Raw genomic sequence first — 21,456 nt, forward strand, 5'->3', positions numbered from 1 at the left:
GGAGCAATCGGCCTGAACTCATAACAACTCAGGAGACCCGATGGCCCTCACCACTCCACCGCTGGGTAGCGCAAGCACCCTGTCGCAATCTGCAAGTGATTTCGAAGAAGCCACCTACCGCAAGGTGACGTGGCGCCTGGTTCCGTTTCTGCTGCTGTGCTACGTGGTCGCGTATCTCGACCGCGTGAATGTCGGCTTTGCCAAGCTGCAGATGCTCAACGACCTGAAGTTCAGCGAGACCATCTACGGGCTGGGCGCGGGCATCTTCTTCATCGGCTACTTCCTCTTCGAGGTGCCGAGCAATGTGATCCTGCATCGCGTGGGGGCACGCATGTGGATCGCGCGGATCATGATCTCGTGGGGCCTCATCTCGGCGGCCATGATGTTCGTGACCACGCCGGCCATGTTCTACGTGATGCGCTTCCTGCTGGGGCTGGCCGAGGCCGGTTTCTTCCCGGGCATCATCCTGTACCTCACCTATTGGTATCCGGCGCAGCGACGCGGGCGCACCACCACGTTCTTCATGACGGCGGTGGCGCTCTCAGGGGTGATCGGCGGGCCGCTGTCGGGCTGGGCGATGACCGCCTTTGCAGGCAAGTACGGCCTGGCCGGCTGGCAGTGGATGTTCTTGATCGAAGGCATTCCGTCGGTCATCGTCGGCGTCGTCGTGCTGCTCTACCTCGATGACCGCATCAGCCACGCCAAGTGGCTGACCGCTGATGAAAAGGCCCTGCTCACCCGCAACATCGCCGCAGAAGACGCGGAGAAAGAAGACCCGCCTATCGGCACGGTCCTGTCCAGCCCGCGTATGTGGCTGATGAGCGGGATCTACTTCACCTTCGTGATGGGCTTGTATGGCGTGAGCTTCTGGCTGCCGACGCTGATCAAGCAGACCGGTGTAGCCGATCCGTTCTCGGTGGGCCTGCTGACGGCGATTCCGTATGGCGCGGCCGTCATCGCCATGATCCTGGTCGCCCGCAGCGCAGACCGCACGCGCGAACGCCGCTGGCATATCGCCATTCCGGCCGTGGCGGGCGCGATTGGGCTGGTGCTCTCTGCCGTCTGGCACACCAACACCACGCTGGCGATGGCTGCGCTCACGCTCGGCACCATGGGCATCCTGACCACGCTGCCGCTGTTCTGGAGCCTGCCGACCGCGTTTCTGGCCGGTACGGGCGCAGCGGCGGGCATTGCGCTCATCAACTCGCTGGGCAACCTGGCGGGCTTCATTAGCCCCTACGCCGTGGGCTGGCTGAAAGACGCCACCAAGAGCACCGATTCCGGCATGTACATGCTGGCTGCGTCGATGGTGCTGGGGGCGATCCTCACGCTGTCGGTGCCGGCATCGAAGGTGAACAAGTAGGCATCACCCGCATCACGAAACCCAGGCAACAAAGAAAAGGCCGGGATCTCCCGGCCTTGTTCATTTCACGGCAAGCAATGCGCTCTGCCGGTAGTGGCGCTGGGCCTCTTCCGGCCGCTCAGTTTGCTCGTACATCTGCGCGAGCACCAAGTGCGCATGGGCACGCAGGTTGCCGTGGTGATCGGCATCTGCATACTTCAGCGCCGACTCCAGGCTCGACTGCGCCTTGCCCCAGAGCTGCTCCTTGAAGCAGAGCATGCCGAGCGTGTAGAACAGGTCCGCATCCACCGGATGCTGGGCGAGCCATTTCTCGGCTTGCTGGATCAGCGGCAGCGCCTTGCCGGGCACCGCACAATCCGCATAGCGGCGGATCAGGCGGCCATCCCAATGCGCTTTCAGGCCTTCTTCGACGATGCGCTTGGCGTCATCGGTACGGTCCAGCTGCGCGAAGTACAGTGCGGCCAGCGAGGCGATGCGCGGCGAGCGGCGCTCCTCCGCAGTCAGTTCACGCCAGAAGGTGTTGAGTGCGTCGGCGTCGTGGCGTCGTTCGGTCAGCAGCGTCTCGCACGCCATCTGCTTGAGGCGCGCGGCCAGCACGGTGTGGATGGCATTGCGCTTTTCCAGCGCGCGCGTCAGGCGCAGCACCTCATTCCAGTTCTTCAGATGCTGATGCGCACGCAGCGCAATCCGCTGCGCTTGAATCTGCCGCGCCCCCTGCGATTGCAGTTGCGCGATCCTCTCCAGCGCGCCCTCCGCGTCGCGTGCATCGACCAGCAGTTCCGCCATCGATACGAGCTTGGCCTGTTCGCGATCCGGCGACTTCACCTCGGCCATCCACGCATCGCGGCGCTCGGTTTCCTGCATGCGGTGGGCAGCGCGTGCACCGATCAGTGCCGCAGTTTCGCGCTGTGCCTCCCAGGCCTGGGCTTCGCGCGCCTGGCGCTCGGCGTGGCCAAAGCGGCCCGCAAACAGGCTTTCCATTGCCTCGCGCAACGCAGCGGAAGCCTTCAGGATACGGTTGCGTTCACGATACGCAGCAGCACGCGCCGGCATACCCGCCACATGGTGGAACAACCGCATCACCAGATGCAGCACGACAAACGTCACCAGCAACGCGGCCAGCACAAAGTTGAGCGACATCTCCACCCGGTACGGCGGGTAGAACAGCACAACATTGCTCAGATTGAGTTCGGTAAACAGCGCCAGCCCAACGGCGGCGGCAAACAGCAGCGCAATCCAGAATACCCAGCGCATGCTCACTCCTTGCCCTGACCGCGCGCAGCGGCAAGGCTGTCGGCCAGCGTCGGCACCTCCAGCGTGCCGACCGTCGCGCGCACCTGCGCCAGCAGGTTCTGCACCGCGGTCACACGCTGCGATTGCGTGTCGAAGTAGCGCGCGAGCAGCGTGTCGGCGCGGCCCAGATCGGCGCGGAACACAGCATCGTTGCGCGAGAGCAAGGCCAGACGCGCGTTCATCAGGCGCAGCTTGAGGTTTTCGCGCAGGAACCACGCCTGGTCCGACGACAGCAGCAGCGCCTCGGTCTGATCCACGCGGCGCACCTGCACGATCTGGCCCAGCTCATCACGCACGCCGCTCCACAAACGACCCCACCAAGCACGCACGCCGGCCGACCATCCGGTGCCGGCTTGCGTCGATGCTGCTGGCGCCGGTGCCGATGCCGCCGCTGCGGCCTTGGCATTCTTCGCCGAGCGCGCCTTCGGTACCTGCGCAGCCTGCTCCGCATCCAGCGGCTGGGCCGACGACACCAGCGGCAATGTATCGACCGCGTTGATCGCATCGTCCAGGCGGATGGCCGCGCCACTCAGGTCGATCGACGGCATCGCCTTGAGCTTGGCGATATCGCGTGCCACGGCACGGCGCACGGCGTTGAACTGCGGCTTGTTGAGCGATGCCAGACGGGCGTCGACAGTCTGCAGCGCAGCCAGCGCACCGCTCACGTTGCCGGTGAGCTGAAGTTGCTCGGCAGCGACTTCAATCGAGCGCTCGATCTCGGATCGCTGCCAATCGTCGCGGTTGCGCAGTAGATCTTGGCTGGCCTGCTCCAACGCGCCCTGGCGGTCGCGGGTTTCCGTCGTGCGGGCATCCAGCGCGCCGAACTTCTGCTGCAACTGGCCAACCGCGTCCCGGTCTGCGCTGGAAAGCACGCGCATCTCTTGCGCCAGTGCTTCGTTCTGCTGTCCGCGCTGGCGGATCTCACGGGCCAGGCGCTCGTTGCGCACCTGCAGCGCAGCCACTGCAACTACGACTACGGCCAGCACGGTCCAGATCAGCCAGCCGCCGCGTCGCGGTGCATGGTTGACGGTCATGGTGGGCGCGAACGATGCGGGTGCGGGCGCCGGACTCGGCTGGGCGGCCGCGGGCTTCGCGGCGGGAGCGGACGAGGGAGCGGAAGTCTGCGTCACAGTGGGAGAAGAAGGAGAAGTATTCGATTCAGCAGGTGCTGAGGCGGGCGGTGTCGGTACGGGCGCAGGCACCGGGCCGGCCCAGGCCAGGACACCAGCAAGCAGGCGGTCGTCGCCGGCACCAGTGAGCTTCACATCGCGAAAGCCTAGCGACTCAGCCTGTTCAACGATGCGCGCATGCGGCGCAAAGCACGGCGCACCGTGCAGCGTATGGACTTCGGCGGGTGTCAGGTTGGCGCGCGCCAGATCGTCGAGATTGCGTACGGCCTCGGAACTGGTGAGCGTCCAGGCATGGCGGGCGGCAAGCACGGCGCGCAGCGCAGCCCAGGCGGCGGCGTCGGGCACAGGCACGCTGCGGCGGTAAGCCTCCACCGTGCGCACCGAGACGCCAGCCTCGCGCAGTTGATCTGCCAGCCATTCTCGGCCGCCGTTGCCGCGCACGATCAGCACCTCGCGGCCAGCCAGCGATGGCACATCCAGCCGCGCATACAGGGCTTCGGAATCCTGGCGTGCGTCGTCGGCGTGGGTGTCGGGTCGGATCACGCGATGCGCGGGTGGCGCGACACCGTGCGTGGCCAGGGCCTGCGCACTCGCGGGGCCCACCACCGCCACCGGCACTTCCTGCGGCCAGCGGAACCCTTCCGGCATGGCGGCAAACGCCTGCTGTACGGCATTCGGACTGACAAACACGACCAGCGCATAGCGCGACGGATCGCCCAGCGCGGCGCGCAGATCATCGAGATTCGGTGTCGGCGCGATGTCGAGCAGCGGGAACTGGTGCGTGCGCAAGCCGTGGCGTTCCAACGCCGTCACCAGCATGGGTGCCTGCGCGCGTGGACGCGTCACCACCACCACAGGCACAGTGGTGGCCGATTCGGTGGCCGCGTTGGCAACCGAACTGGCGACAGGTGGCACGCTGGATGAGGGTGGCAAGCGATCGTCCATGGCGAGCCGTGGAGGTTAGGTAGCGGGCGGGGCGTCGGCGCCCAGCATGGCGAGAATCTCACGCGCGCCGCCGTTCAGCATCTGCTGGGCGACCTGCACGCCAAGCGCATCGGCCTCGGCCAGCGTGGACGGCGTGGCTTCGCCATCTGCGGCAAGCTTGCGAGTGCCGTCTTGCGAGGCAACAAAGGCACGCAAACGCAGCGTGCCGGCCTCAGACCACTGTGCAAACGACGCCAGCGGTACCTGGCACGAGCCGCCCAGGATGCGGGACACGGCGCGCTCCGCGGTCACGGCTAGCGCAGAGCGCATGTCATGCAGCGGCGCAAGCGCGGCCTGCACATCGGCACGATCGGCGCGAATCTCGATGCCCAACGCGCCCTGCCCCGCGGCCGGCAGCGATTCTTCCAGTGCGATAGTCGAACGGATGCGCTCGGCCAGCCCCAGGCGCTTGAGCCCGGCGGCAGCCAGGATGATGGCGGCGTAGTCACCACGGTCGAGCTTGCCCAGACGCGTGTCCAAATTGCCACGCAACGGCTGGATGACCAGATGCGGGAAACGCGCCCGCAGCGAGGCCTCGCGACGCAGGCTGGAGGTGCCCACCACGGCACCGGCCGGCAGCGCGGCCAGATCGGCGTAGTCGTTGGAGACAAAGGCGTCGCGCGGGTCTTCGCGTTCGAGAATGGCCGACAGCGCAAAGCCCTCCGGCAACTCCATCGGCACATCCTTGAGCGAATGGACGGCCAGATCGGCACGTCCCTCGGCCAGCGCGACTTCCAGTTCCTTCACGAACAAACCTTTGCCCCCCACCTTGGCGAGGGAGCGATCGAGAATCTGGTCGCCGCGTGTGGTCATGCCGAGGATGGACACGTCGCACGCGGGATAGTATTTTTGCAATGCAGCACGCACGTGTTCGGCTTGCCAAAGTGCAAGCCGGCTTTCGCGCGAGGCGATGACCAGCTTGGTCGGCGCCTGGGCTGCAGGAGTCGTTGCAAGCTGGGATTCGACGGGAGTCGGGCGGGCGTTAGAAGACATGCGGCAATGGTAGCACGCAGCTTTTTCGCCACAGGCCGACTATCACGTTGAAATGATGCAGAAAAGAGGGCCCTTCAGGCACCTTACCCACCCGACCTAGGAGACATCAATGACGCAGCCCGCCGCGCGCCGCGCTTCCTCGCGCGCGACCCCCGCCCGCAAGGCTTCCGCCGTGCCGCCCAAGACCAGCAAGATCGCCAAGGCCGCGGCAAAGCCCGCCAGCAAACCCGCTGCCAAGACCACGCCCAAGCCCAATGGCGCGGACGAGGTCAACGGTGCATCACTCGGTCCAACCTCACGCCGCTCATCGGGAAGCACTGCTGCCAAAGATCAGCCGCTGAAAGAGGACATTCGCTTCTTGGGCCGCCTGCTGGGCGACGTGCTGCGTGAACAGGAAGGCGGCGCCGCCTTCGAAACCGTGGAGACCATCCGCCAGACCGCCGTGCGCTTCCGCCGCGACGGCGACCGCCAGGCTGAGCAGGAACTCGACCGGCTGCTCAAGGCGCTCTCGCGTGAGCAGACCAATTCGGTGGTGCGCGCGTTCAGCTACTTCTCGCACCTGGCCAACATTGCCGAAGACCAGCACCACAACCGCCGCCGCCGCGTGCACGCGCTGGCGGGCTCCCCGCCGCAGCCGGGCAGCATGATGCGCGCGCTGTTGTCGGTGGCCGATGAGGGTGTCTCTGGGGAGGCGCTGCGCCGCTTCTTCGACAAGGCGCTGATCGTGCCGGTGTTGACCGCGCACCCGACCGAGGTGCAGCGCAAGAGCATTCTGGATGCGCAGCGTGAAATCGCACGCCTGCTGGCCGAACGCGACACGCCGCTCACCACGCGCGAGCGCGAGCGCAATACGACCACGCTGCGCGCCCACGTGACCAAGCTCTGGCAGACGCGCATGCTGCGCACCACGCGCCTGATGGTGGCCGACGAGATCGAAAACGCGCTGTCGTACTACCAGACCACCTTTCTGCGCGAGATTCCCGCGCTGTACCGCGAACTGGAAGAGGACGTGGCCAGCGTGTTCCCGCGCCGTGGCGCACGTGGCGAGCCGACACCGCTGCCCGCCTTCTTCCAGATGGGCTCCTGGATCGGCGGCGACCGCGACGGCAACCCCTTTGTCACCGCAGAGACGTTGCGTGACGCCGCGCAAAAGCAGGCGAGCGTGATCCTCGCGTGGTACCTGGAAGAGATCCATGCGCTGGGCGCCGAGCTGTCGATGTCCACGTCGCAGGTGGACGTGAGCGCCGAACTGCTGGCGCTGGCCGAACAGTCGCCCGATCGCTCTGAGCATCGTGCGGACGAGCCGTACCGCCGTGCGCTCATCGGCGTGTATGCGCGCCTGGCCGCGACTTGCCGCGAGCTGACCGGCGAAGATGCCGGCCGCCACGCCGTCGGCCCCGCCCCGGCCTACAACAACGCAGAAGAACTGCGCGCCGACATCCAGACCGTCATCGATTCGCTGGCGGCACACCACGGCGAGGCGCTCGCCGATGCACGGCTGGCCTCGCTGGCGCGCGCGATTGATGTGTTCGGCTTCCACTTGTCGTCGATCGACTTGCGGCAAGTGTCGGATGTGCACGAAGCGACCGTCGCCGAATTGCTGAAGGTGGCCGGCGTGGAAGGCGCGTACGCGGCACTGTCGGAAGCCGACAAGCGCACGCTGCTGCTGCGCGAGCTGCAACAGCCGCGTCTGCTGACACTGCCATTCCACACGTACAGCGAGCAGACCACGTCGGAAATCGACATCTTCCGCGCCGCGCGCGAGGTGCGTGCCCGCTACGGCAACCGCATCGTGCGCAACTACATCATCTCGCACACCGAGACGCTGTCGGACCTGCTGGAAGTGATGCTGCTGCAGAAGGAAGCCGGCATGTTCCGCGCGAACGCCAACGGCGCTGGTGCCGGGCTGGACGTGATGGTGATCCCGCTGTTCGAGACCATCGAAGACTTGCGCAACGCCCCCGAAATCATGGGCGACCTGCTCGCCCTGCCGGGCTTTGACGCTGTGCTGGCAGCGCAGGGCAACGAGCAGGAAGTCATGCTCGGCTATTCGGACTCCAACAAGGACGGCGGCTTCCTCACCTCCAACTGGGAGCTGTACAAGGCCGAGCTGGCGCTGGTGGAACTGTTCGAGCGCAAGGGTGTGCACCTGCGCCTGTTCCACGGCCGCGGCGGCACGGTGGGCCGTGGCGGCGGCCCGACCTACCAGGCCATCCTGTCGCAGCCGCCGGGCACGGTGAACGGGCAGATCCGCCTGACCGAACAGGGCGAGATCATCTCCAGCAAGTTCGCCAACCCCGAGATCGGCCGGCGCAACCTGGAGACCATCGTCGCGGCCACGCTGGAAGCCACGCTGCTGCCCACGCGTAACCGCCCGAAAGGTCTCGAAGAATTTGAAGCGGCCATGCAGGCGCTGTCGGACAACGCGTTTGCTGCGTACCGCAACCTCGTCTACGAAACCCCGGGCTTCAAGGACTACTTCTTCGCCACCACGCCCATCACCGAGATTGCGGACCTGAACCTCGGTTCGCGCCCCGCGTCACGCAAGCTGATGGACAAGAAGCACCGCAAGATCGAAGACCTGCGCGCGATTCCGTGGGGCTTCTCGTGGGGCCAGTGCCGCCTGCTGCTGCCGGGCTGGTTCGGCTTCGGCAGCGCGGTGCAGCAGTGGCTGGATGACGCCGGCAGCGAGAAGGCCCGCGCCGCACGCCTGGCCACACTCAAGCGTATGCACAAGCAGTGGCCGTTCTTTGCGAACCTGCTGTCGAACATGGACATGGTGCTGTCCAAGGCCGACCTGAACGTGGCTTCGCGCTACGCGCAGCTGTGCGACGACCGCAAGCTGCGCAAGGCGGTGTTCTCGCGCATCTCGGCTGAGTTCACGCTCACCGAGCAGGTGTTGGCGAGCATCACGGGGCAATCGGAGCGGTTGGCCGACAACCCGTTGCTGGCGCGCTCGATCAAGAACCGCTTCCCGTACCTCGACCCGCTGAACCACTTGCAGGTGGAACTGCTCAAGCGTTTCCGTTCGGGCAAGGCCGGCAGCGACGATGCGCGCGTGCGGCGCGGCATCCACCTGTCGATCAACGGGATTGCGGCGGGGCTGCGCAATAGCGGTTAAAGGCGAGCGGTTGATTACACAGCCAGCGCGGTGGCGGCGGGGCGACGGCTGATCCAGGCCATCGCCATCGCACCGGCGTAGGACAGCGTCATCAGTCCGAACACCGTTGGCGAGGCGCGCATCAGATCGGGGACCACCGTGACGACCGCGCCTGCCGCTGCCACGCCCAGCAGACTGCCGGTCTGCCGGGCGGCGTTGAGCAAGCCCGACGCCGTGCCGGCCAGCTCGCCGGGTGCCGCCGAGAGGATGGTGGACGTCATGGGCGCGATGGCCAGCGCGGTACCACCGCCGTACGCCATCATCACCACACTGATCAGCCAAAGCGGCGCATGCGCAGTCAGCGCGGCCGACGTTGCCAGCAAACCGACGGCACCGATCGTCAGGCCGCTCAGCATCATGGTGGGCGTGGAGAAGCGCGCCATCAGCTTGCCCGCGAAGATGTTGCCTGCCGACAGGCTCACGGCCATTGGCAGCATGACCAGACCGGTCTGGCGTGCGCTCAGGTGTTCAACGTTCTGTAGATGCAGGCTCAACGCGAACAGCGCACCGTAATAGCCGAAGTTCAGCAGGAAACCTACGCCGTTGACCGCGCCCAGCGTGCGATGCGCGAGCCATGACAACGGCACCAGCGGTGCAGGCGCCCGGCGCTCGGCCATCACGAACAGCGCACCAGCCACCACCATCAGCAACGCTGCACCCCACACCCACGGCGACTGTGCGCCGCGCACCGGCCATTCAATCGCCGCAAAGCACAGCGCAGCGAGCATCACTGCACTGGTCACCTGCCCCGCCCAGTCGAACGGCCGGGCGCGTGCCGGCTGCACGTGACGCACGATCACCCATGTGCCCAGCATGCCCACCACGCCCAACGGCACGTTGATGAGGAAGGCGCTGCGCCAGCCGTACGTGTCGACCAGGATGCCGCCCAGCGCCGGGCCCACGGCAGCAGCCGTTGCCACGATGGCGCCCCACAGGCCGATCGCCCAGGCGCGCTCGCGCGGGTCTTCAAACGTACTGCGGATGAGCGACAGCGAACTCGGCAGGAACATCGCCGCGCCCACGCCTTGCAGAATGCGCGCGGCAATCAGCGTGACAACTGAAGGCGCCAGCCCGCACCCGGCCGAGGCCACGATGAACACGGCCATCCCCGCCATGAAGACGGTGCGCGCGCCGATGCGGTCGCTCAGCAAACCACCGGTGAGGATGAAGGCAGCGAAGGCCAGCGTGTAGGCATCGACGATCCAGGCGAGCTCGGCGACGCTGCTGTGCAGGCTGTCGCGCATGGCGATCAGCGCCACGTTGACGACGGTGGTATCCAGCACCGCCATGAACACCCCCGAGGTCAGGATGGCCAGCGTGGCGTTGCGGCGCCAGCGGCTGAGATCAGCAGCGGGCGATACGACAGGAATGGTGTTGCAGGACGACATGAGGGAACCGTTTGGCAGTGTCATGCGACCCAGTGTAGGCTTGACCGAGCATGCAAAAAAGCAGCGTTTTTGCATTGCAGCACAGCAAAAATGCATCACCCGCCAATCGTCATCCGGAGCCAAACGTGAACTGGGACAACGCCCGCATCTTTCTGGCCGTAGCGCGCACGGGCACGCTGCGCGGCGCGGCGCAGCGCCTGGCTGTGGATCAGGCCACGGTCGGCCGCCGCGTTGCCGCGCTGGAGGACGAGTTATCGGCCAAGCTGTTCCTGCGGACATCGACCGCGCTGGTGCTCACCCCTGCCGGTGAAGCGCTGATCGGCCCGGCCGAAGCCATGGAACAGGCCGCGCACACCATCGAACGCCGCATCGCCGGCACGGACGAGCAGCTTGCCGGCACCATCCGCGTGGCGACCACCGAGACGCTGGCCGCCACCTTCGTGCTGCCCGCCATTGCGCAATTGCGGCAGCAGCACCCCGGCATCGACATCGTGTGCATGACCTCCAAGAGCATCGCCAACCTGACCAAGCGCGAGGCGGATGTCGCGGTGCGCACGCTGCGCCCGGACGCGCCCGACCTCATTGCGCGCCGCATCGCCCAATTGGAAACCGGCATCTACGCCAGCCGCAGCTACGTGGCCGCGCGCGGCATGCCCGAAGAAGGGACCGCGTTTGCGGGACACGACCTCGTGCTCTATCCCCGTAACGAGGTGCCGTGGATGTGGGAAGACCTGTGCGGCGAGCCGATCTCGCGAGGCCGCGTGGTCCTGCAGAGCAGCTCGGCCATGACCGTCTTCGAAGCCATCGTGGCAGGCATCGGCATCACAGAACTGGTCTGCCACCGCGCCGAGACGCGCCCGGAACTGGTCCGCGTGCTGCCGAATCGCCGTGACACGCAAGACGTCTGGCTGGTCACCCACGCCGATCTGCACAAGACCGCACGGGTGCGCGCATTGATGGATGCCATCGTCAACGTGTTCTGCGCCTATAAAAAACCCGCCATGCCGCAACGAGCCCAAACGGCATGACGGGCAAGCCATCCGCACGGTACGCCGAGCGGACGCTGCAAAAATTTCCGGCTCAGGGCTCAGACAACGAACGCCCCTGGCACCGGGTCCTCACCCAGCGCGGACAGCAGCACCGCCCAGTGCATCGCCTCGTCGCCCATGATGCTGGCGGCGGCCTTGGTCAGGTCGCGCGTGTAGAAGTTCGGCATCACACCCAGGTAGGCCGAGGTGGCGCCCTTCTCCAGCCCGGCGGCAAAGCGCAGCACGTCGGCCTGCGTCTTCAACTGGCTGACCGGGAAGTTGTATTCCGCCACCGTCTTTTCCATGATCGGCGTGCCGCCCAGCTTGGATACGGTGCCGGCCAGCACCTGCGCATGCGCCTTGTGGTGCCCCTGGAATTTCACCGCCGTGGCCAGCACCGGCTTTTGCAGCAGGCCGCTTTCGGCGCCCACCTGATACGCGGCGATGGCCTGATACTCCAGCCCGAGCGCCACGTTCAGGATGGCGATGTCGTCTTTCACACTGCCCGATTGGGTCTGTGCCCAGGCCGGCATCGACTGCCCGAGCGACATCGCCGCCAGCGAGCCCAGCGCCATCAGCCCCGGTGCGCGCAGCAATACGCGACGGCGCACATCGATGCGCGGGTTGTCTCCATCCAACAGGTCCATCTCTTTGATCGTGTCCATCGTCGGTCTCCTTGCATGTGGGGAAGAAGCGCGACCCGAATGGTGCCGAGGTGCGGCCGTGGTGCGGATCGCCGGCGTTTGTCCAGCGCCTGACCGCTTATACGGAGGGCTCGTCTGATTGGATGCAAACCGGGTGCAAACCACAGCGCCGCCCACGTGAATTCCCACAACGGCCCCAGTTTCTTCCTACACTTTGGGCAGACCTCTCCACAAATCGCCCCGTGCTCACCTTCCAGCGCACCACCGAACACCACGCCGAGCAAGACGCCGATCCGCCGTCAGCCGCAGCAGGCCGCCCGCAAAGCGCCGATGCGCAAGAGCTGGCCGCACTCCTGCAACGCGTCGGCTTGAGCGACCGCGACGCCCTGCGCACGCTCTACACGCGCTGCGCACCGAAACTGTTTGGCCTCGCGCTGCGTATCTTGGTCAGGAAGGATTGGGCGGAGGACGTCTTGCAAGAAAGCTTCGTCAACATCTGGCGCCACGCCGGCGATTACCGCCCGCATCTGGCCGCCCCAATGACGTGGATGACCACCATCGTGCGCAACCGCGCACTCGATTGCCTGCGCCGGCAGCATGCCGAACGTGTGCAGGAATCCGTGCCGCTGGATGAAACGCACGCCGAGGTGCTGGCCGACCACGCTCCCGGCCCTGCCGACCTCGCGCTCGCCGGCCAGCAGGCACGCGCCTTGGCCGAATGTCTCAAGCGCCTGGACCCGAAGCAACGCGAGGTCATCTCACTGGCGTATCTGCGTGACCTGTCGCACAGCGAGCTGGCGCAAGCACTGTCGCTGCCGCTGGGCACCGTCAAATCGTGGATGCGGCGCGGGCTCGACCGCCTGCGCGAATGCCTGGGAGCGCCGTGATGGATCTGCGCCGCCACCCTGATCTCGTCGATAAGCTGGCTGCCGAATACGCGGTGGGCACGCTGCGCGCGGGCGCCCGCCGCCGGTTCGAACAATGGATCCGCCGTCATGACGACGTTCGTGCGACCGTCGAACGCTGGCAACGCTATCTGGCCGACCTGCCCACACTGCAGCCGGCCACAGCGCCCCCGCCGGAAATCCTCAGCCGTGTGGAAGTGCAGCTCGGTTGGCGCGAACCCGCACCCTCGCCCAAGGCGCTCTGGCAGAAGCTTTGGCAAGGTACCGGCTTCTGGCGCGGAGCCACGGCAGTCGCAGCGATTGTCGCGGCGGTGGCAGTTGGGCTGAATCTGCGGCTGTCGGAGCAATTGCGCGAGGCGCCCATCGCAAATGCCGTAGCCGTGCTGCAGGATGCACAGGCGCAGGCCGCCGTCCTCGTCACCTGGGATGCGCGAACTGGCACGCTGTCGCTCAAGCGGTTGGATGCCACGCCGCTCACCACGGAACAAGCGCTGCAACTCTGGGCGCTACCGCCCGGCGGGAAGCCGAAGTCACTTGGTGTGATCGGGCACCAACGCGCAGTCCGGCTGACCGTGGCGCAGCCACTGCAGCAAGTGCCCGCTCTGGCCATCAGCGTGGAGCCGCGCGGCGGCTCGCCCAACCCGAACGGGCCGACGGGGCCTGTGGTCTTCAAGGGCGCGCTGATCGACAGCACGCTGTAGCCGGCATGCCAGCACTGAGGCCGATGGGCCCGCCGGGCGATATAATCGCGGTTTCCTGAATTTGCGGCTGGCACCCCTCGCCGGCCGCCCTCCTCCAGCTGTCCGCCCATGACCTCCCAACTCGCCAAGAAGGCTGAAGCGTGGTCCGCCCGCTTTAACGAGCCGGTGTCCGATCTCGTCAAGCGCTATACCGCGTCGGTGTTCTTCGACAAGCGCCTTGCGCTGTTCGACATCCAGGGCTCGCTCGCGCACGCGGCCATGCTCGCCAAGCAGGGCATCATCGCCGAGGCTGACCGCGCCGCCATCGAGAAGGGCATGGCGCAGATTCGCCAGGAGATCGAAGCCGGCACGTTCGAGTGGAAGCTGGACCTGGAAGACGTGCACCTGAACATCGAAGCGCGCCTGACCGCCATGGCGGGCGACGCCGGCAAGCGCCTGCACACCGGCCGCTCGCGCAACGACCAGGTCGCGACCGACATCCGCCTGTGGCTGCGCAGCGAGATCGACAACATCGTCGGTTTGCTCAAGGCCCTGCGTAGCGCATTGCTGGACCTGGCTGAGCAGCACACCAACACCATCGTCCCGGGCTTCACGCATCTGCAGGTCGCACAACCGGTGGTGTTCGGCCACCACCTGCTGGCCTACGTCGAGATGTTCACGCGCGATACCGAGCGCATGCTCGACGCCCGCAAGCGCGTCAACCGCCTGCCGCTGGGCGCCGCCGCGCTGGCCGGCACGAGCTACCCGATCGATCGCGAATTCGTCGCGCAGCAACTCGGCTTTGACGGCGTGTGCCGCAACTCGCTCGATGCCGTGTCCGACCGCGACTTTGCCATCGAATTCTGCGCCGCGGCCGCACTGGTCATGACACACATCTCGCGCTTCTCCGAAGAGCTGGTGCTGTGGATGAGCCCGCGCGTCGGCTTTATCGACATTGCGGACCGCTTCTGCACCGGCAGCTCGATCATGCCGCAGAAGAAGAACCCCGACGTGCCGGAACTCGCGCGCGGCAAGACCGGCCGCGTCAACGGCCACCTGATCGCCCTGCTCACGCTGATGAAGGGCCAGCCGCTGGCTTACAACAAGGACAACCAGGAAGACAAGGAACCGCTGTTCGATACGGTCGACACCGTGGTCGACACGCTGCGCATCTTTGCCGACATGGCGACCGGCATCACCGTCAAGGCCGACGCCATGCGCGCCGCCGCGCTGCAGGGCTACGCCACCGCCACCGATCTGGCTGACTACCTGGTCAAGCGCGGCCTGCCCTTCCGTGACGCACACGAAGCCGTGGCCCACGCTGTGCGTGCCTGCGATGATCTGCGCTGCGATCTGGCGGATCTGTCGGTTGCGCAATTGCGTGACATCAGCGGCCTGGGCAAGGAAGGAGAAGAGCGGGCCAACCTCATCGGTGACGACGTGCACGCCGTGCTGACGCTGGAAGGTTCGGTCGCTTCGCGCAACCACATCGGCGGGACTGCGCCGGAGCAGGTGAAGCAGGCCATCGCGTTTGCACGCGCTGCGCTGGCCGAATAAGTCGCCGCACGCGCCAAACAAAAACGCCGCGCTAACTAGCGCGGCGTTTTTGTTTCTGTGCTGCTGAAACTCAGCGCACGCAGTCGACGAAGTAACCCGTCTTGCCGTCGATTTCCTCTTCCACAAGGCCGTGGATATCGGTTTCGAAGCCCGGGAACAGCTTGTTGAACTCACGCGCAAACTGCAGGTACTGCACGATCGTCTTGTTGAAGCGCTCGCCAGGGATCAGCAGCGGAATGCCCGGCGGATACGGCGTCAGCAGGATGGCAGTGATGCGGCCTTCCAGGTCGTCGATCGCCACGCGTTCGGTTTCGCGGTGGGCCATCTTGGCCCAGGCGTCCGACGGCTTCATCGCCGGTTCCATGATCGACAGGTACATCTCGGTCGTCACGCGGGCCACGTCGTTGGCCTGGTACACGCTGTGGATGCTGTCGCACAGCTCGCGCAGGCCGATGCGCTCGTACTGCGGGAACTGGCGCACGAACTCCGGCAACACGCGCCAGCACGGCTGGTTGTTGTCGTAGTCGTCCTTGAACTGCTGCAGCTCGGTCACCAGCGAGTTCCAGCGGCCCTTGGTGATGCCGATGGTGAACATGATGAAGAACGAGTACAGACCGGTCTTCTCGACGATGATGCCGTGCTCGGCCAGGTAGCGCGTGACGATGGCGGCCGGGATGCCCGAATCGCTGAACTTGCCGTCCACGTCCAGGCCGGGGGTGATGATGGTGGCCTTGATCGGGTCGAGCAGGTTGAAGTCTTCGGCCAGGTTGCCGAAGCCGTGCCAGCGCTCGTTGGCCTTGAGCATCCACGCTTCGCGCTCTTCAATGCCTTCGTCCGACAGGTCGTTCGGGCCCCAGACCTTGAACCACCAGTCGTCGCCCTTGCCATTTCCGCCGTTCGTGCCGACGTATTCCTGCTCCACCTTGCGCATGGCGCGGCGGAAGTCCAGGGCCTCGGCAATGCTCTCTTCCACCAGCGCGGTGCCGCCCGGCGCTTCCATCATCGCCGCGGCCACGTCGCAAGACGCAATGATCGAGTACTGCGGGCTCGTCGACGTGTGCATCAGATACGCCTCGTTGAAGCGGTACGTATCGAGCTTGCGCGTCTCCGAATCCTGCACGAGGATCTGCGAGGCCTGCGACAGACCGGCCAGCAGCTTGTGCGTAGACTGCGTGGCAAACACCAGCGCGTCCTTGCTGCGCGCGCGGCCGTGGCCGATGGCGTGCATGTCCTCGTAGAACGGGTGGAACGATGCGTGCGGCAGCCACGCTTCGTCAAAGTGCAGCGTGTCGATTTCGGTCGACAGCATGTTCTTGATCATCTCGGCGTTGTACAGCACGCCGTCGTACGTACCCTGCGTGATGGTCAGGATGCGCGGCTTCTTGTTCTTGGCCTGGCTGGCAAACGGATGATCGGCGATCTTCTTGGCGATCGTCTCCGGCTCGAACTCGCTCTTCGGGATCGGGCCGATGATGCCGAAGTGGTTGCGCGTCGGCATCAAGAACACGGGGATCGCGCCCGTCATCATGATCGCGTGCAGGATCGACTTGTGGCAGTTGCGGTCCACCACGACGATGTCGCCGGGTGCCACGTTGGCGTGCCACACCATCTTGTTCGACGTGGACGTGCCGTTGGTCACGAAGAACATGTGGTCCGAGCCGAAGATGCGCGCAGCGTTGCGCTCGGATGCGGCCACCGGGCCCGTGTGGTCGAGCAGCTGGCCGAGTTCTTCCACCGCGTTGCAGACGTCGGCGCGCAGCATGTTCTCGCCGAAGAACTGGTGGAACACCTGGCCCACCGGGCTCTTCAGGAACGCCACGCCGCCCGAGTGCCCCGGGCAGTGCCACGAATACGAGCTGTCTTGCGCGTAGTCGATCAGCGCCTTGAAGAACGGCGGCGGCAGTGAATCGAGGTAGTTGCGCGCTTCACGGATGATGTGTCGGGCCACGAACTCCGGCGTGTCCTCGAACATGTGGATGAAGCCGTGCAGTTCGCGCAGCACGTCGTTCGGCAGGTGGCGCGAGGTGCGCGTTTCGCCGTACAGGAAGATAGGGATGTCAGCGTTGCGGCGGCGCACTTCAGCGACGAAGCTGCGCAGGTTTTCAACCGCTTCCGGCTCCGGCTTGTCGTTGTCCGGGTTGATGAATTCGTCGTCGTCGATCGAGACGATGAAAGTGGACGCACGGCTCGACTGCTGCGCGAACGAGGTCAGGTCACCATAGCTGGTAAGGCCCGTGACCTCCATGCCCTCTTGCTCGATGGCCTGGGCCAGCGCGCGAATGCCCGACCCGGAGACGTTCTCGGAGCGGAAGTCCTCGTCGATGATGATGACGGGAAAGCGGAATTTCATCGTGGTTCCTTGACAGATGAAATAGAAGACACCGCTCCGGAAACTCGGAAACGGACTACAAAAACTAGGTCTTGGGCAGCGTCACACCGTGCTGGCCCTGGTACTTGCCGCCACGGTCCTTGTACGAGGTTTCGCACTCCTCGTCGCTCTCGAAGAACAGCACCTGCGCGCAGCCTTCGCCGGCGTAGATCTTGGCGGGCAGCGGCGTGGTGTTCGAGAACTCCAGCGTCACGTAGCCTTCCCACTCGGGTTCGAACGGCGTGACGTTGACGATGATCCCGCAGCGCGCGTACGTGCTCTTGCCCAGACACACGGTCAGCACCGTGCGCGGGATGCGGAAGTACTCCATCGTGCGGGCCAGCGCGAACGAGTTCGGCGGGATGATGCACACATCGCCCTTGAAGTCGACAAACGACTTCTCGTCGAAGTTCTTCGGATCGACGATGGTGCTGTTGATGTTGGTGAAGATCTTGAATTCGTCGGCGCAGCGGATGTCGTAGCCGTAGCTCGACGTGCCGTAGGAGACGATGCGGCGCCCTTCGGACTCGCGCACCTGACCGGGCTCGAACGGCTCGATCATGCCGTGCTGCTCGGCCATGCGGCGGATCCACTTGTCGGATTTGATGCTCATGGAGCGTCCAGATACCTTGGATGAACAAATGGGGGCAGGCTTCGCGGTGCGAAAACTGTCCCCATTTGGTCACGCCGGTGGCCGGGCCCGGCGGGGTGATCCCCCTGGGTGATCCCCGTTTGGAACGCGGATTGTACTCCCAAACCTGTGACGAAAAACCCCGCGCCGGACGCAGACTTGCCTGGGCCGTAACGACCCGCTCAGCTGCCCGACCCCACGGCCTGCGGCAGCTCGCCGCGCGGGCCGACGGCCTTGGCCATCTCCGGCTCGGCCACAAATCGGTCGCGGCCGGTATAGAGCAGGAAGTGCCGTCCAGTGCATCGCGCAAACAGGGTCAGATTGACCCGCTGTGCCATCTGGTGACCCATCTGCGTGACACCCGAGCGCGTGAGCAGGAACGGAATGCCCATCTGCGCGCCCTTGATGACCATCTCGGAAGTCAGGCGTCCGGTGGTGTAGAAGATCTTGTCGCTGCCGTCCATGCCTTCCAGCCACATGCGGCCGGCAATGGCATCCACGGCGTTGTGGCGGCCCACGTCTTCAATGAAGATCAACAGCTCGCCACGCGCATCGAACAACGCGCAGCCGTGCACAGAACCCGCCTGTTTGTAGATCGACTGCTGCAGGCGGATGGTGTCGATCACGCGGTACAGCGTGGTTTGCGTGATGCGCGCCTCGGGCGGCAGGTGGATGGTGTCGATCTCGTCCATCAGCGAGCCGAACACGGTGCCCTGTCCGCAGCCTGTGGTGACGGTGCGGCGCGCGGTCCTCTCGTCCAGGTCGGCAATGCCGGCGCGGGTGGTGACGGCAGCGGATTCGGTTTCCCAATCGACCTGCACCGACGCAATGTCTTCGATGCTGCTGACGAGTCGCTGGTTGCGCAGATAGCCGAGCACGAGCGCTTCGGGTGCGCCGCCCAGCGTCATCAGCGTGACGAGTTCGCGCTTGTCCAGATAGACCGTCAGCGGGCGTTCTCCGGGGATGTATACCTCGCGTGCGCGGCCCAGCTCGTCGAGCACTTCAACCTCGTCGAGCAATGGAACAGAAGCGTTGGTCAGTTCGGGGCGCAGCGGCATCAGATCTTCGTTCAAACAAAAATGCGCACGACGAGCGTGCGCATGGACTTGCGGCTGGCGCCCCTTTTCTCAAGCGGGCGCCGCGTGCCGGCTCAGGTTAGTTGGCCACGATCACGCCGCAGGCGATGCGCCCGCCGGAATTGCCGGTGGGCTGGGTTACATAGTCGTCCTTGCCAGAGTGGATGATCAGCGCATGGCCGACCAGGCTGGTCGGGCCGGGCGAGAGCGTCACGCCGGAGAGGGTGATCGAGCCGACGGCCTTGCCGTTGGCATCGGATTGCAGCATCGGGATGTCGCCCGCATGGTGCGGCCCGCTGACCGGGTTGCCGTGTTGCTGGCCGGTCGGGTTGAAGTGGCCACCAGCGCTCATGCCATCAGCCGAGGAGCAGTCGCCCTTCTCATGCACGTGGAAACCGAACATGCCATTGGCCGGCAAGCCGGAAATATCCACGGCCATGGCAACCCGATTGTCGCCTTGCTGTGCCAGCTTCACGCTGCCTTGCACGGTACTGCCGCTCTTGGGCGCCAGCACGGCCGAAGCCGCCATGGCCGAGTCAGCCGCCTTGGCCGTCGAGCCGGTATTCGATGCGCAGCCGGCCATCAGGCCGATCACGGCGAGTCCAATCGCGAGTTGCTTCATGTGTCACCTCCAGTCAGGGTTCACTTGCGAGCGGACGATTGTACTGCCGGATGATGAACTCGCAACATGGCCGCTGCGTCAACCTTTGGCAACAGGCGCCGATGCGGCTGGCGCGGCCGCAGCCGGCGTCGGCGGCACGAAGGGCCCCGGATCGGCACACGGCGTGCCCGGCTGCGTATGTGCGCCCTTGCCACCAGCCTGGTAAGCCGCTGCGACCTTGTCTTGTGCTTTGCACAATTGGAACGCCGCCACTTTGTCGCTCCAGGTTGCCTTGGCTTTGTCCACTTCAGCCTTGGCCTTCTGTTCTTCGGTCGGTGCCGGCAACTTGGCAGTGGCCAGCCCGCTGGCGAGGCACAGCGCAGCGGCAGCAAGCGTCGTACCTACGACACGTGTCATCGTGAAAACATGCATGGAGAGATTCCTCGATTCGGTGGCAGCCGGGCGCATCATGACTCGGCTGGCTGCTCGCTCGGTGCCGGCGGCGCCGGTGGCTGCGAGCGCTGCGCCGGAATTTTGCCGGCCTTGATGTCGTCATACCAAAGCTCGTGGTGCTCCTTGGCCCAGGCTTCGTCGACATAGCCTTCACGCATGGCGCGGTAAGCGCCCTCCATGCCGATCGTGCCCATATAGATATGACCCAGCGACATGCAGATCATGCCCACCGCCGCAATGGCGTGGATGATCTCGGCCAGCTGCATCGTGCTGCGGTAATAGTCCACGCCCGGGACGATGCGATCGAGCACCCAGCCCGAGGCCGACAGGACCAGCCCGAACAGGACCAAGCCGCCCCAGAACCAGAGCTTCTCGCCAGCATTGAAGCGATGCGACGGCGGCGCGTGACCATCGCCAAACAGGCCGCCTCCCTTCAATAGCCATTGCAGGTCGATCCCGCGCGGCAGGTTGTCACGCACCCACATCACGAAGGCCACGATGATGCTGACCGTGAACAGCGGCCCGATCAGGTTGTGCAGATTCTTCAGCACATACGTCAGCCAGCCGAACAACTGGTGCCCCATGATTGGCAGCAGGAAATGCTTGCCCCACAACATGACGATGCCCGACACGCCCAGCGTGACAAAGGAGATCGCCATGGTCCAGTGCACATAGCGCTCGGTCGGCGTGAAGCGCTCGATCTTGCGGCCGGTCGGCGTTTCCTTCAAAGGAATCGCCCCCTTCCACAGGAAGAAGCCGAGGATGACCAAGGGCACGAGCACCACCAGCCAGCCACCCCACACGGTGATGACACCGTTGCGGAACAGGCGCCATTTCTGCCCGGTGCGCTGGATCAGTACACCGGCTTCCAGACCGGGGATGCTGGCGTAATGCGCCTGGTCAGAATTGACCTCGCGCCAGACCGGCGCGTTGTTGCCGGGCTGCGTGGTGCGTCGCGCAGTCTGGTCCTGCGCTTCCTTGGCCAGATCGCGCTTCTGCACATCAAACACGTTCTCCGAGACGATGTTGGAGAACGGCTGCGTTGGCTGCACAGCCGGGTTGACGGGCTGCGCGTTAGTGGCTGGTGCGCTGGCCGGCTGCTGCGCGCTGGCGAGCAGCGCCGCACCGCCGAGCAGCAGCGCCATCGCAACGCACGTCAGGTGTTTCCAAGAAGTGCCCATGGACGGACCTCCGCTTGCGCG

The 21,456-nt window shown here is 65.5% G+C and carries 17 protein-coding genes; 6 read left to right on the forward strand and 11 right to left on the reverse strand.

What is annotated here, in order from left to right; all coding sequences use genetic code 11:
* Positions 1 to 40: 40 nt before the first annotated feature.
* Positions 41 to 1,363, forward strand: coding sequence for an MFS transporter (locus tag F7R11_RS14125; protein ID WP_064804527.1), 1,323 nt, complete (start codon positions 41 to 43; stop codon positions 1,361 to 1,363).
* Between the two features lie 60 nt (positions 1,364 to 1,423).
* On the opposite strand, the gene F7R11_RS14130 is transcribed toward F7R11_RS14125, so the two are convergent.
* Genes F7R11_RS14130 through hemC form a run of 3 tightly spaced genes read right to left on the reverse strand, consistent with a single transcriptional unit; the run spans position 1,424 to position 5,763 of the window.
* Positions 1,424 to 2,617: a heme biosynthesis protein HemY gene (locus tag F7R11_RS14130; RefSeq protein WP_064804529.1), complete on the reverse strand. Its 1,194-nt coding sequence runs from the start codon at positions 2,615 to 2,617 to the stop codon at positions 1,424 to 1,426.
* A 2-nt stretch (positions 2,618 to 2,619) separates the two neighbouring features.
* Positions 2,620 to 4,731 (reverse strand): fused uroporphyrinogen-III synthase HemD/membrane protein HemX, encoded by a 2,112-nt coding sequence (hemDX, locus tag F7R11_RS14135; RefSeq protein WP_064804531.1) that lies wholly within the window; start codon positions 4,729 to 4,731, stop codon positions 2,620 to 2,622.
* Positions 4,732 to 4,746: 15 nt separating this feature from the next.
* The gene (gene hemC / locus F7R11_RS14140; protein ID WP_064804533.1) at positions 4,747 to 5,763 is read right to left on the reverse strand and encodes a hydroxymethylbilane synthase; all 1,017 of its coding nucleotides are present in this window, start codon (positions 5,761 to 5,763) and stop codon (positions 4,747 to 4,749) included.
* 109 nt (positions 5,764 to 5,872) lie between these two features.
* Between hemC and ppc the strand changes: the two genes are divergently transcribed.
* Complete coding sequence (gene ppc, locus F7R11_RS14145) at positions 5,873 to 8,884, forward strand: phosphoenolpyruvate carboxylase (RefSeq protein ID WP_064804535.1); 3,012 nt, start codon at positions 5,873 to 5,875, stop codon at positions 8,882 to 8,884.
* A gap of 14 nt (positions 8,885 to 8,898) precedes the next feature.
* On the opposite strand, the gene F7R11_RS14150 is transcribed toward ppc, so the two are convergent.
* Positions 8,899 to 10,311, reverse strand: a complete 1,413-nt coding sequence (locus tag F7R11_RS14150) for an MFS transporter (RefSeq protein WP_021195614.1) — start codon at positions 10,309 to 10,311, stop codon at positions 8,899 to 8,901.
* Positions 10,312 to 10,436: 125 nt separating this feature from the next.
* Between F7R11_RS14150 and F7R11_RS14155 the strand changes: the two genes are divergently transcribed.
* On the forward strand, positions 10,437 to 11,339 hold the full coding sequence (locus F7R11_RS14155) for a LysR family transcriptional regulator (protein WP_064806388.1): 903 nt from the start codon (positions 10,437 to 10,439) through the stop codon (positions 11,337 to 11,339).
* A 59-nt stretch (positions 11,340 to 11,398) separates the two neighbouring features.
* Here F7R11_RS14155 and F7R11_RS14160 read toward each other — a convergent pair whose 3' ends face one another.
* Entirely contained in the window at positions 11,399 to 12,004 is a 606-nt protein-coding gene (locus F7R11_RS14160; RefSeq protein ID WP_064804537.1) for a ferritin-like domain-containing protein, read from the reverse strand.
* 221 nt (positions 12,005 to 12,225) lie between these two features.
* On the opposite strand from F7R11_RS14160, the gene F7R11_RS14165 reads away from it, so the two are divergent.
* The 3 genes from F7R11_RS14165 (at position 12,226) to argH (ending at position 15,125) form a co-directional block, all read left to right on the forward strand.
* Positions 12,226 to 12,870, forward strand: coding sequence for an RNA polymerase sigma factor (locus F7R11_RS14165; RefSeq protein ID WP_064804539.1), 645 nt, complete (start codon positions 12,226 to 12,228; stop codon positions 12,868 to 12,870).
* Positions 12,870 to 13,589, forward strand: coding sequence for an anti-sigma factor (locus F7R11_RS14170; protein WP_064804541.1), 720 nt, complete (start codon positions 12,870 to 12,872; stop codon positions 13,587 to 13,589). Before F7R11_RS14165 ends, F7R11_RS14170 begins: the two co-directional genes overlap by 1 nt.
* Before the next feature lie 108 nt (positions 13,590 to 13,697).
* Positions 13,698 to 15,125, forward strand: coding sequence for an argininosuccinate lyase (argH, locus tag F7R11_RS14175; RefSeq protein ID WP_064804543.1), 1,428 nt, complete (start codon positions 13,698 to 13,700; stop codon positions 15,123 to 15,125).
* A 70-nt stretch (positions 15,126 to 15,195) separates the two neighbouring features.
* Here the strand turns inward: argH and F7R11_RS14180 are convergent, their stop codons facing one another.
* The 6 genes from F7R11_RS14180 to F7R11_RS14205 form a co-directional block, all read right to left on the reverse strand.
* Complete coding sequence (locus tag F7R11_RS14180; RefSeq protein WP_021195620.1) at positions 15,196 to 17,475, reverse strand: arginine/lysine/ornithine decarboxylase; 2,280 nt, start codon at positions 17,473 to 17,475, stop codon at positions 15,196 to 15,198.
* A gap of 64 nt (positions 17,476 to 17,539) precedes the next feature.
* Positions 17,540 to 18,106, reverse strand: a complete 567-nt coding sequence (gene dcd / locus F7R11_RS14185; RefSeq protein WP_012762552.1) for a dCTP deaminase — start codon at positions 18,104 to 18,106, stop codon at positions 17,540 to 17,542.
* A 200-nt stretch (positions 18,107 to 18,306) separates the two neighbouring features.
* The gene (locus F7R11_RS14190) at positions 18,307 to 19,182 is read right to left on the reverse strand and encodes a formate dehydrogenase accessory sulfurtransferase FdhD (RefSeq protein ID WP_064806390.1); all 876 of its coding nucleotides are present in this window, start codon (positions 19,180 to 19,182) and stop codon (positions 18,307 to 18,309) included.
* 97 nt (positions 19,183 to 19,279) lie between these two features.
* Positions 19,280 to 19,822, reverse strand: a complete 543-nt coding sequence (locus F7R11_RS14195) for a superoxide dismutase family protein (protein ID WP_064804546.1) — start codon at positions 19,820 to 19,822, stop codon at positions 19,280 to 19,282.
* 78 nt (positions 19,823 to 19,900) lie between these two features.
* The gene (locus F7R11_RS14200) at positions 19,901 to 20,233 is read right to left on the reverse strand and encodes a hypothetical protein (protein WP_064804548.1); all 333 of its coding nucleotides are present in this window, start codon (positions 20,231 to 20,233) and stop codon (positions 19,901 to 19,903) included.
* Positions 20,234 to 20,268: 35 nt separating this feature from the next.
* Complete coding sequence (locus F7R11_RS14205; RefSeq protein ID WP_064804551.1) at positions 20,269 to 21,435, reverse strand: formate dehydrogenase subunit gamma; 1,167 nt, start codon at positions 21,433 to 21,435, stop codon at positions 20,269 to 20,271.
* Positions 21,436 to 21,456 lie beyond the last annotated feature (21 nt).

The organism is Ralstonia insidiosa (assembly GCF_008801405.1).
Classification (GTDB): Bacteria; Pseudomonadota; Gammaproteobacteria; order Burkholderiales; family Burkholderiaceae; genus Ralstonia; species Ralstonia insidiosa.

Excerpts from the sequence above, each read along its gene's own strand:
- F7R11_RS14125 (WP_064804527.1), top strand. The coding sequence starts at position 41 with ATGGCCCTCACCACTCCACCGCTGGGTAGCGCAAGCACCCTGTCGCAA.
- F7R11_RS14130 (WP_064804529.1), bottom strand. The coding sequence starts at position 2,617 with ATGCGCTGGGTATTCTGGATTGCGCTGCTGTTTGCCGCCGCCGTTGGG.
- hemDX (WP_064804531.1), bottom strand. The coding sequence starts at position 4,731 with ATGGACGATCGCTTGCCACCCTCATCCAGCGTGCCACCTGTCGCCAGT.
- hemC (WP_064804533.1), bottom strand. The coding sequence starts at position 5,763 with ATGTCTTCTAACGCCCGCCCGACTCCCGTCGAATCCCAGCTTGCAACG.
- ppc (WP_064804535.1), top strand. The coding sequence starts at position 5,873 with ATGACGCAGCCCGCCGCGCGCCGCGCTTCCTCGCGCGCGACCCCCGCC.
- F7R11_RS14150 (WP_021195614.1), bottom strand. The coding sequence starts at position 10,311 with ATGTCGTCCTGCAACACCATTCCTGTCGTATCGCCCGCTGCTGATCTC.
- F7R11_RS14160 (WP_064804537.1), bottom strand. The coding sequence starts at position 12,004 with ATGGACACGATCAAAGAGATGGACCTGTTGGATGGAGACAACCCGCGC.
- F7R11_RS14170 (WP_064804541.1), top strand. The coding sequence starts at position 12,870 with ATGGATCTGCGCCGCCACCCTGATCTCGTCGATAAGCTGGCTGCCGAA.
- argH (WP_064804543.1), top strand. The coding sequence starts at position 13,698 with ATGACCTCCCAACTCGCCAAGAAGGCTGAAGCGTGGTCCGCCCGCTTT.
- F7R11_RS14180 (WP_021195620.1), bottom strand. The coding sequence starts at position 17,475 with ATGAAATTCCGCTTTCCCGTCATCATCATCGACGAGGACTTCCGCTCC.
- dcd (WP_012762552.1), bottom strand. The coding sequence starts at position 18,106 with ATGAGCATCAAATCCGACAAGTGGATCCGCCGCATGGCCGAGCAGCAC.
- F7R11_RS14190 (WP_064806390.1), bottom strand. The coding sequence starts at position 19,182 with ATGCCGCTGCGCCCCGAACTGACCAACGCTTCTGTTCCATTGCTCGAC.
- F7R11_RS14195 (WP_064804546.1), bottom strand. The coding sequence starts at position 19,822 with ATGAAGCAACTCGCGATTGGACTCGCCGTGATCGGCCTGATGGCCGGC.
- F7R11_RS14200 (WP_064804548.1), bottom strand. The coding sequence starts at position 20,233 with ATGCATGTTTTCACGATGACACGTGTCGTAGGTACGACGCTTGCTGCC.
- F7R11_RS14205 (WP_064804551.1), bottom strand. The coding sequence starts at position 21,435 with ATGGGCACTTCTTGGAAACACCTGACGTGCGTTGCGATGGCGCTGCTG.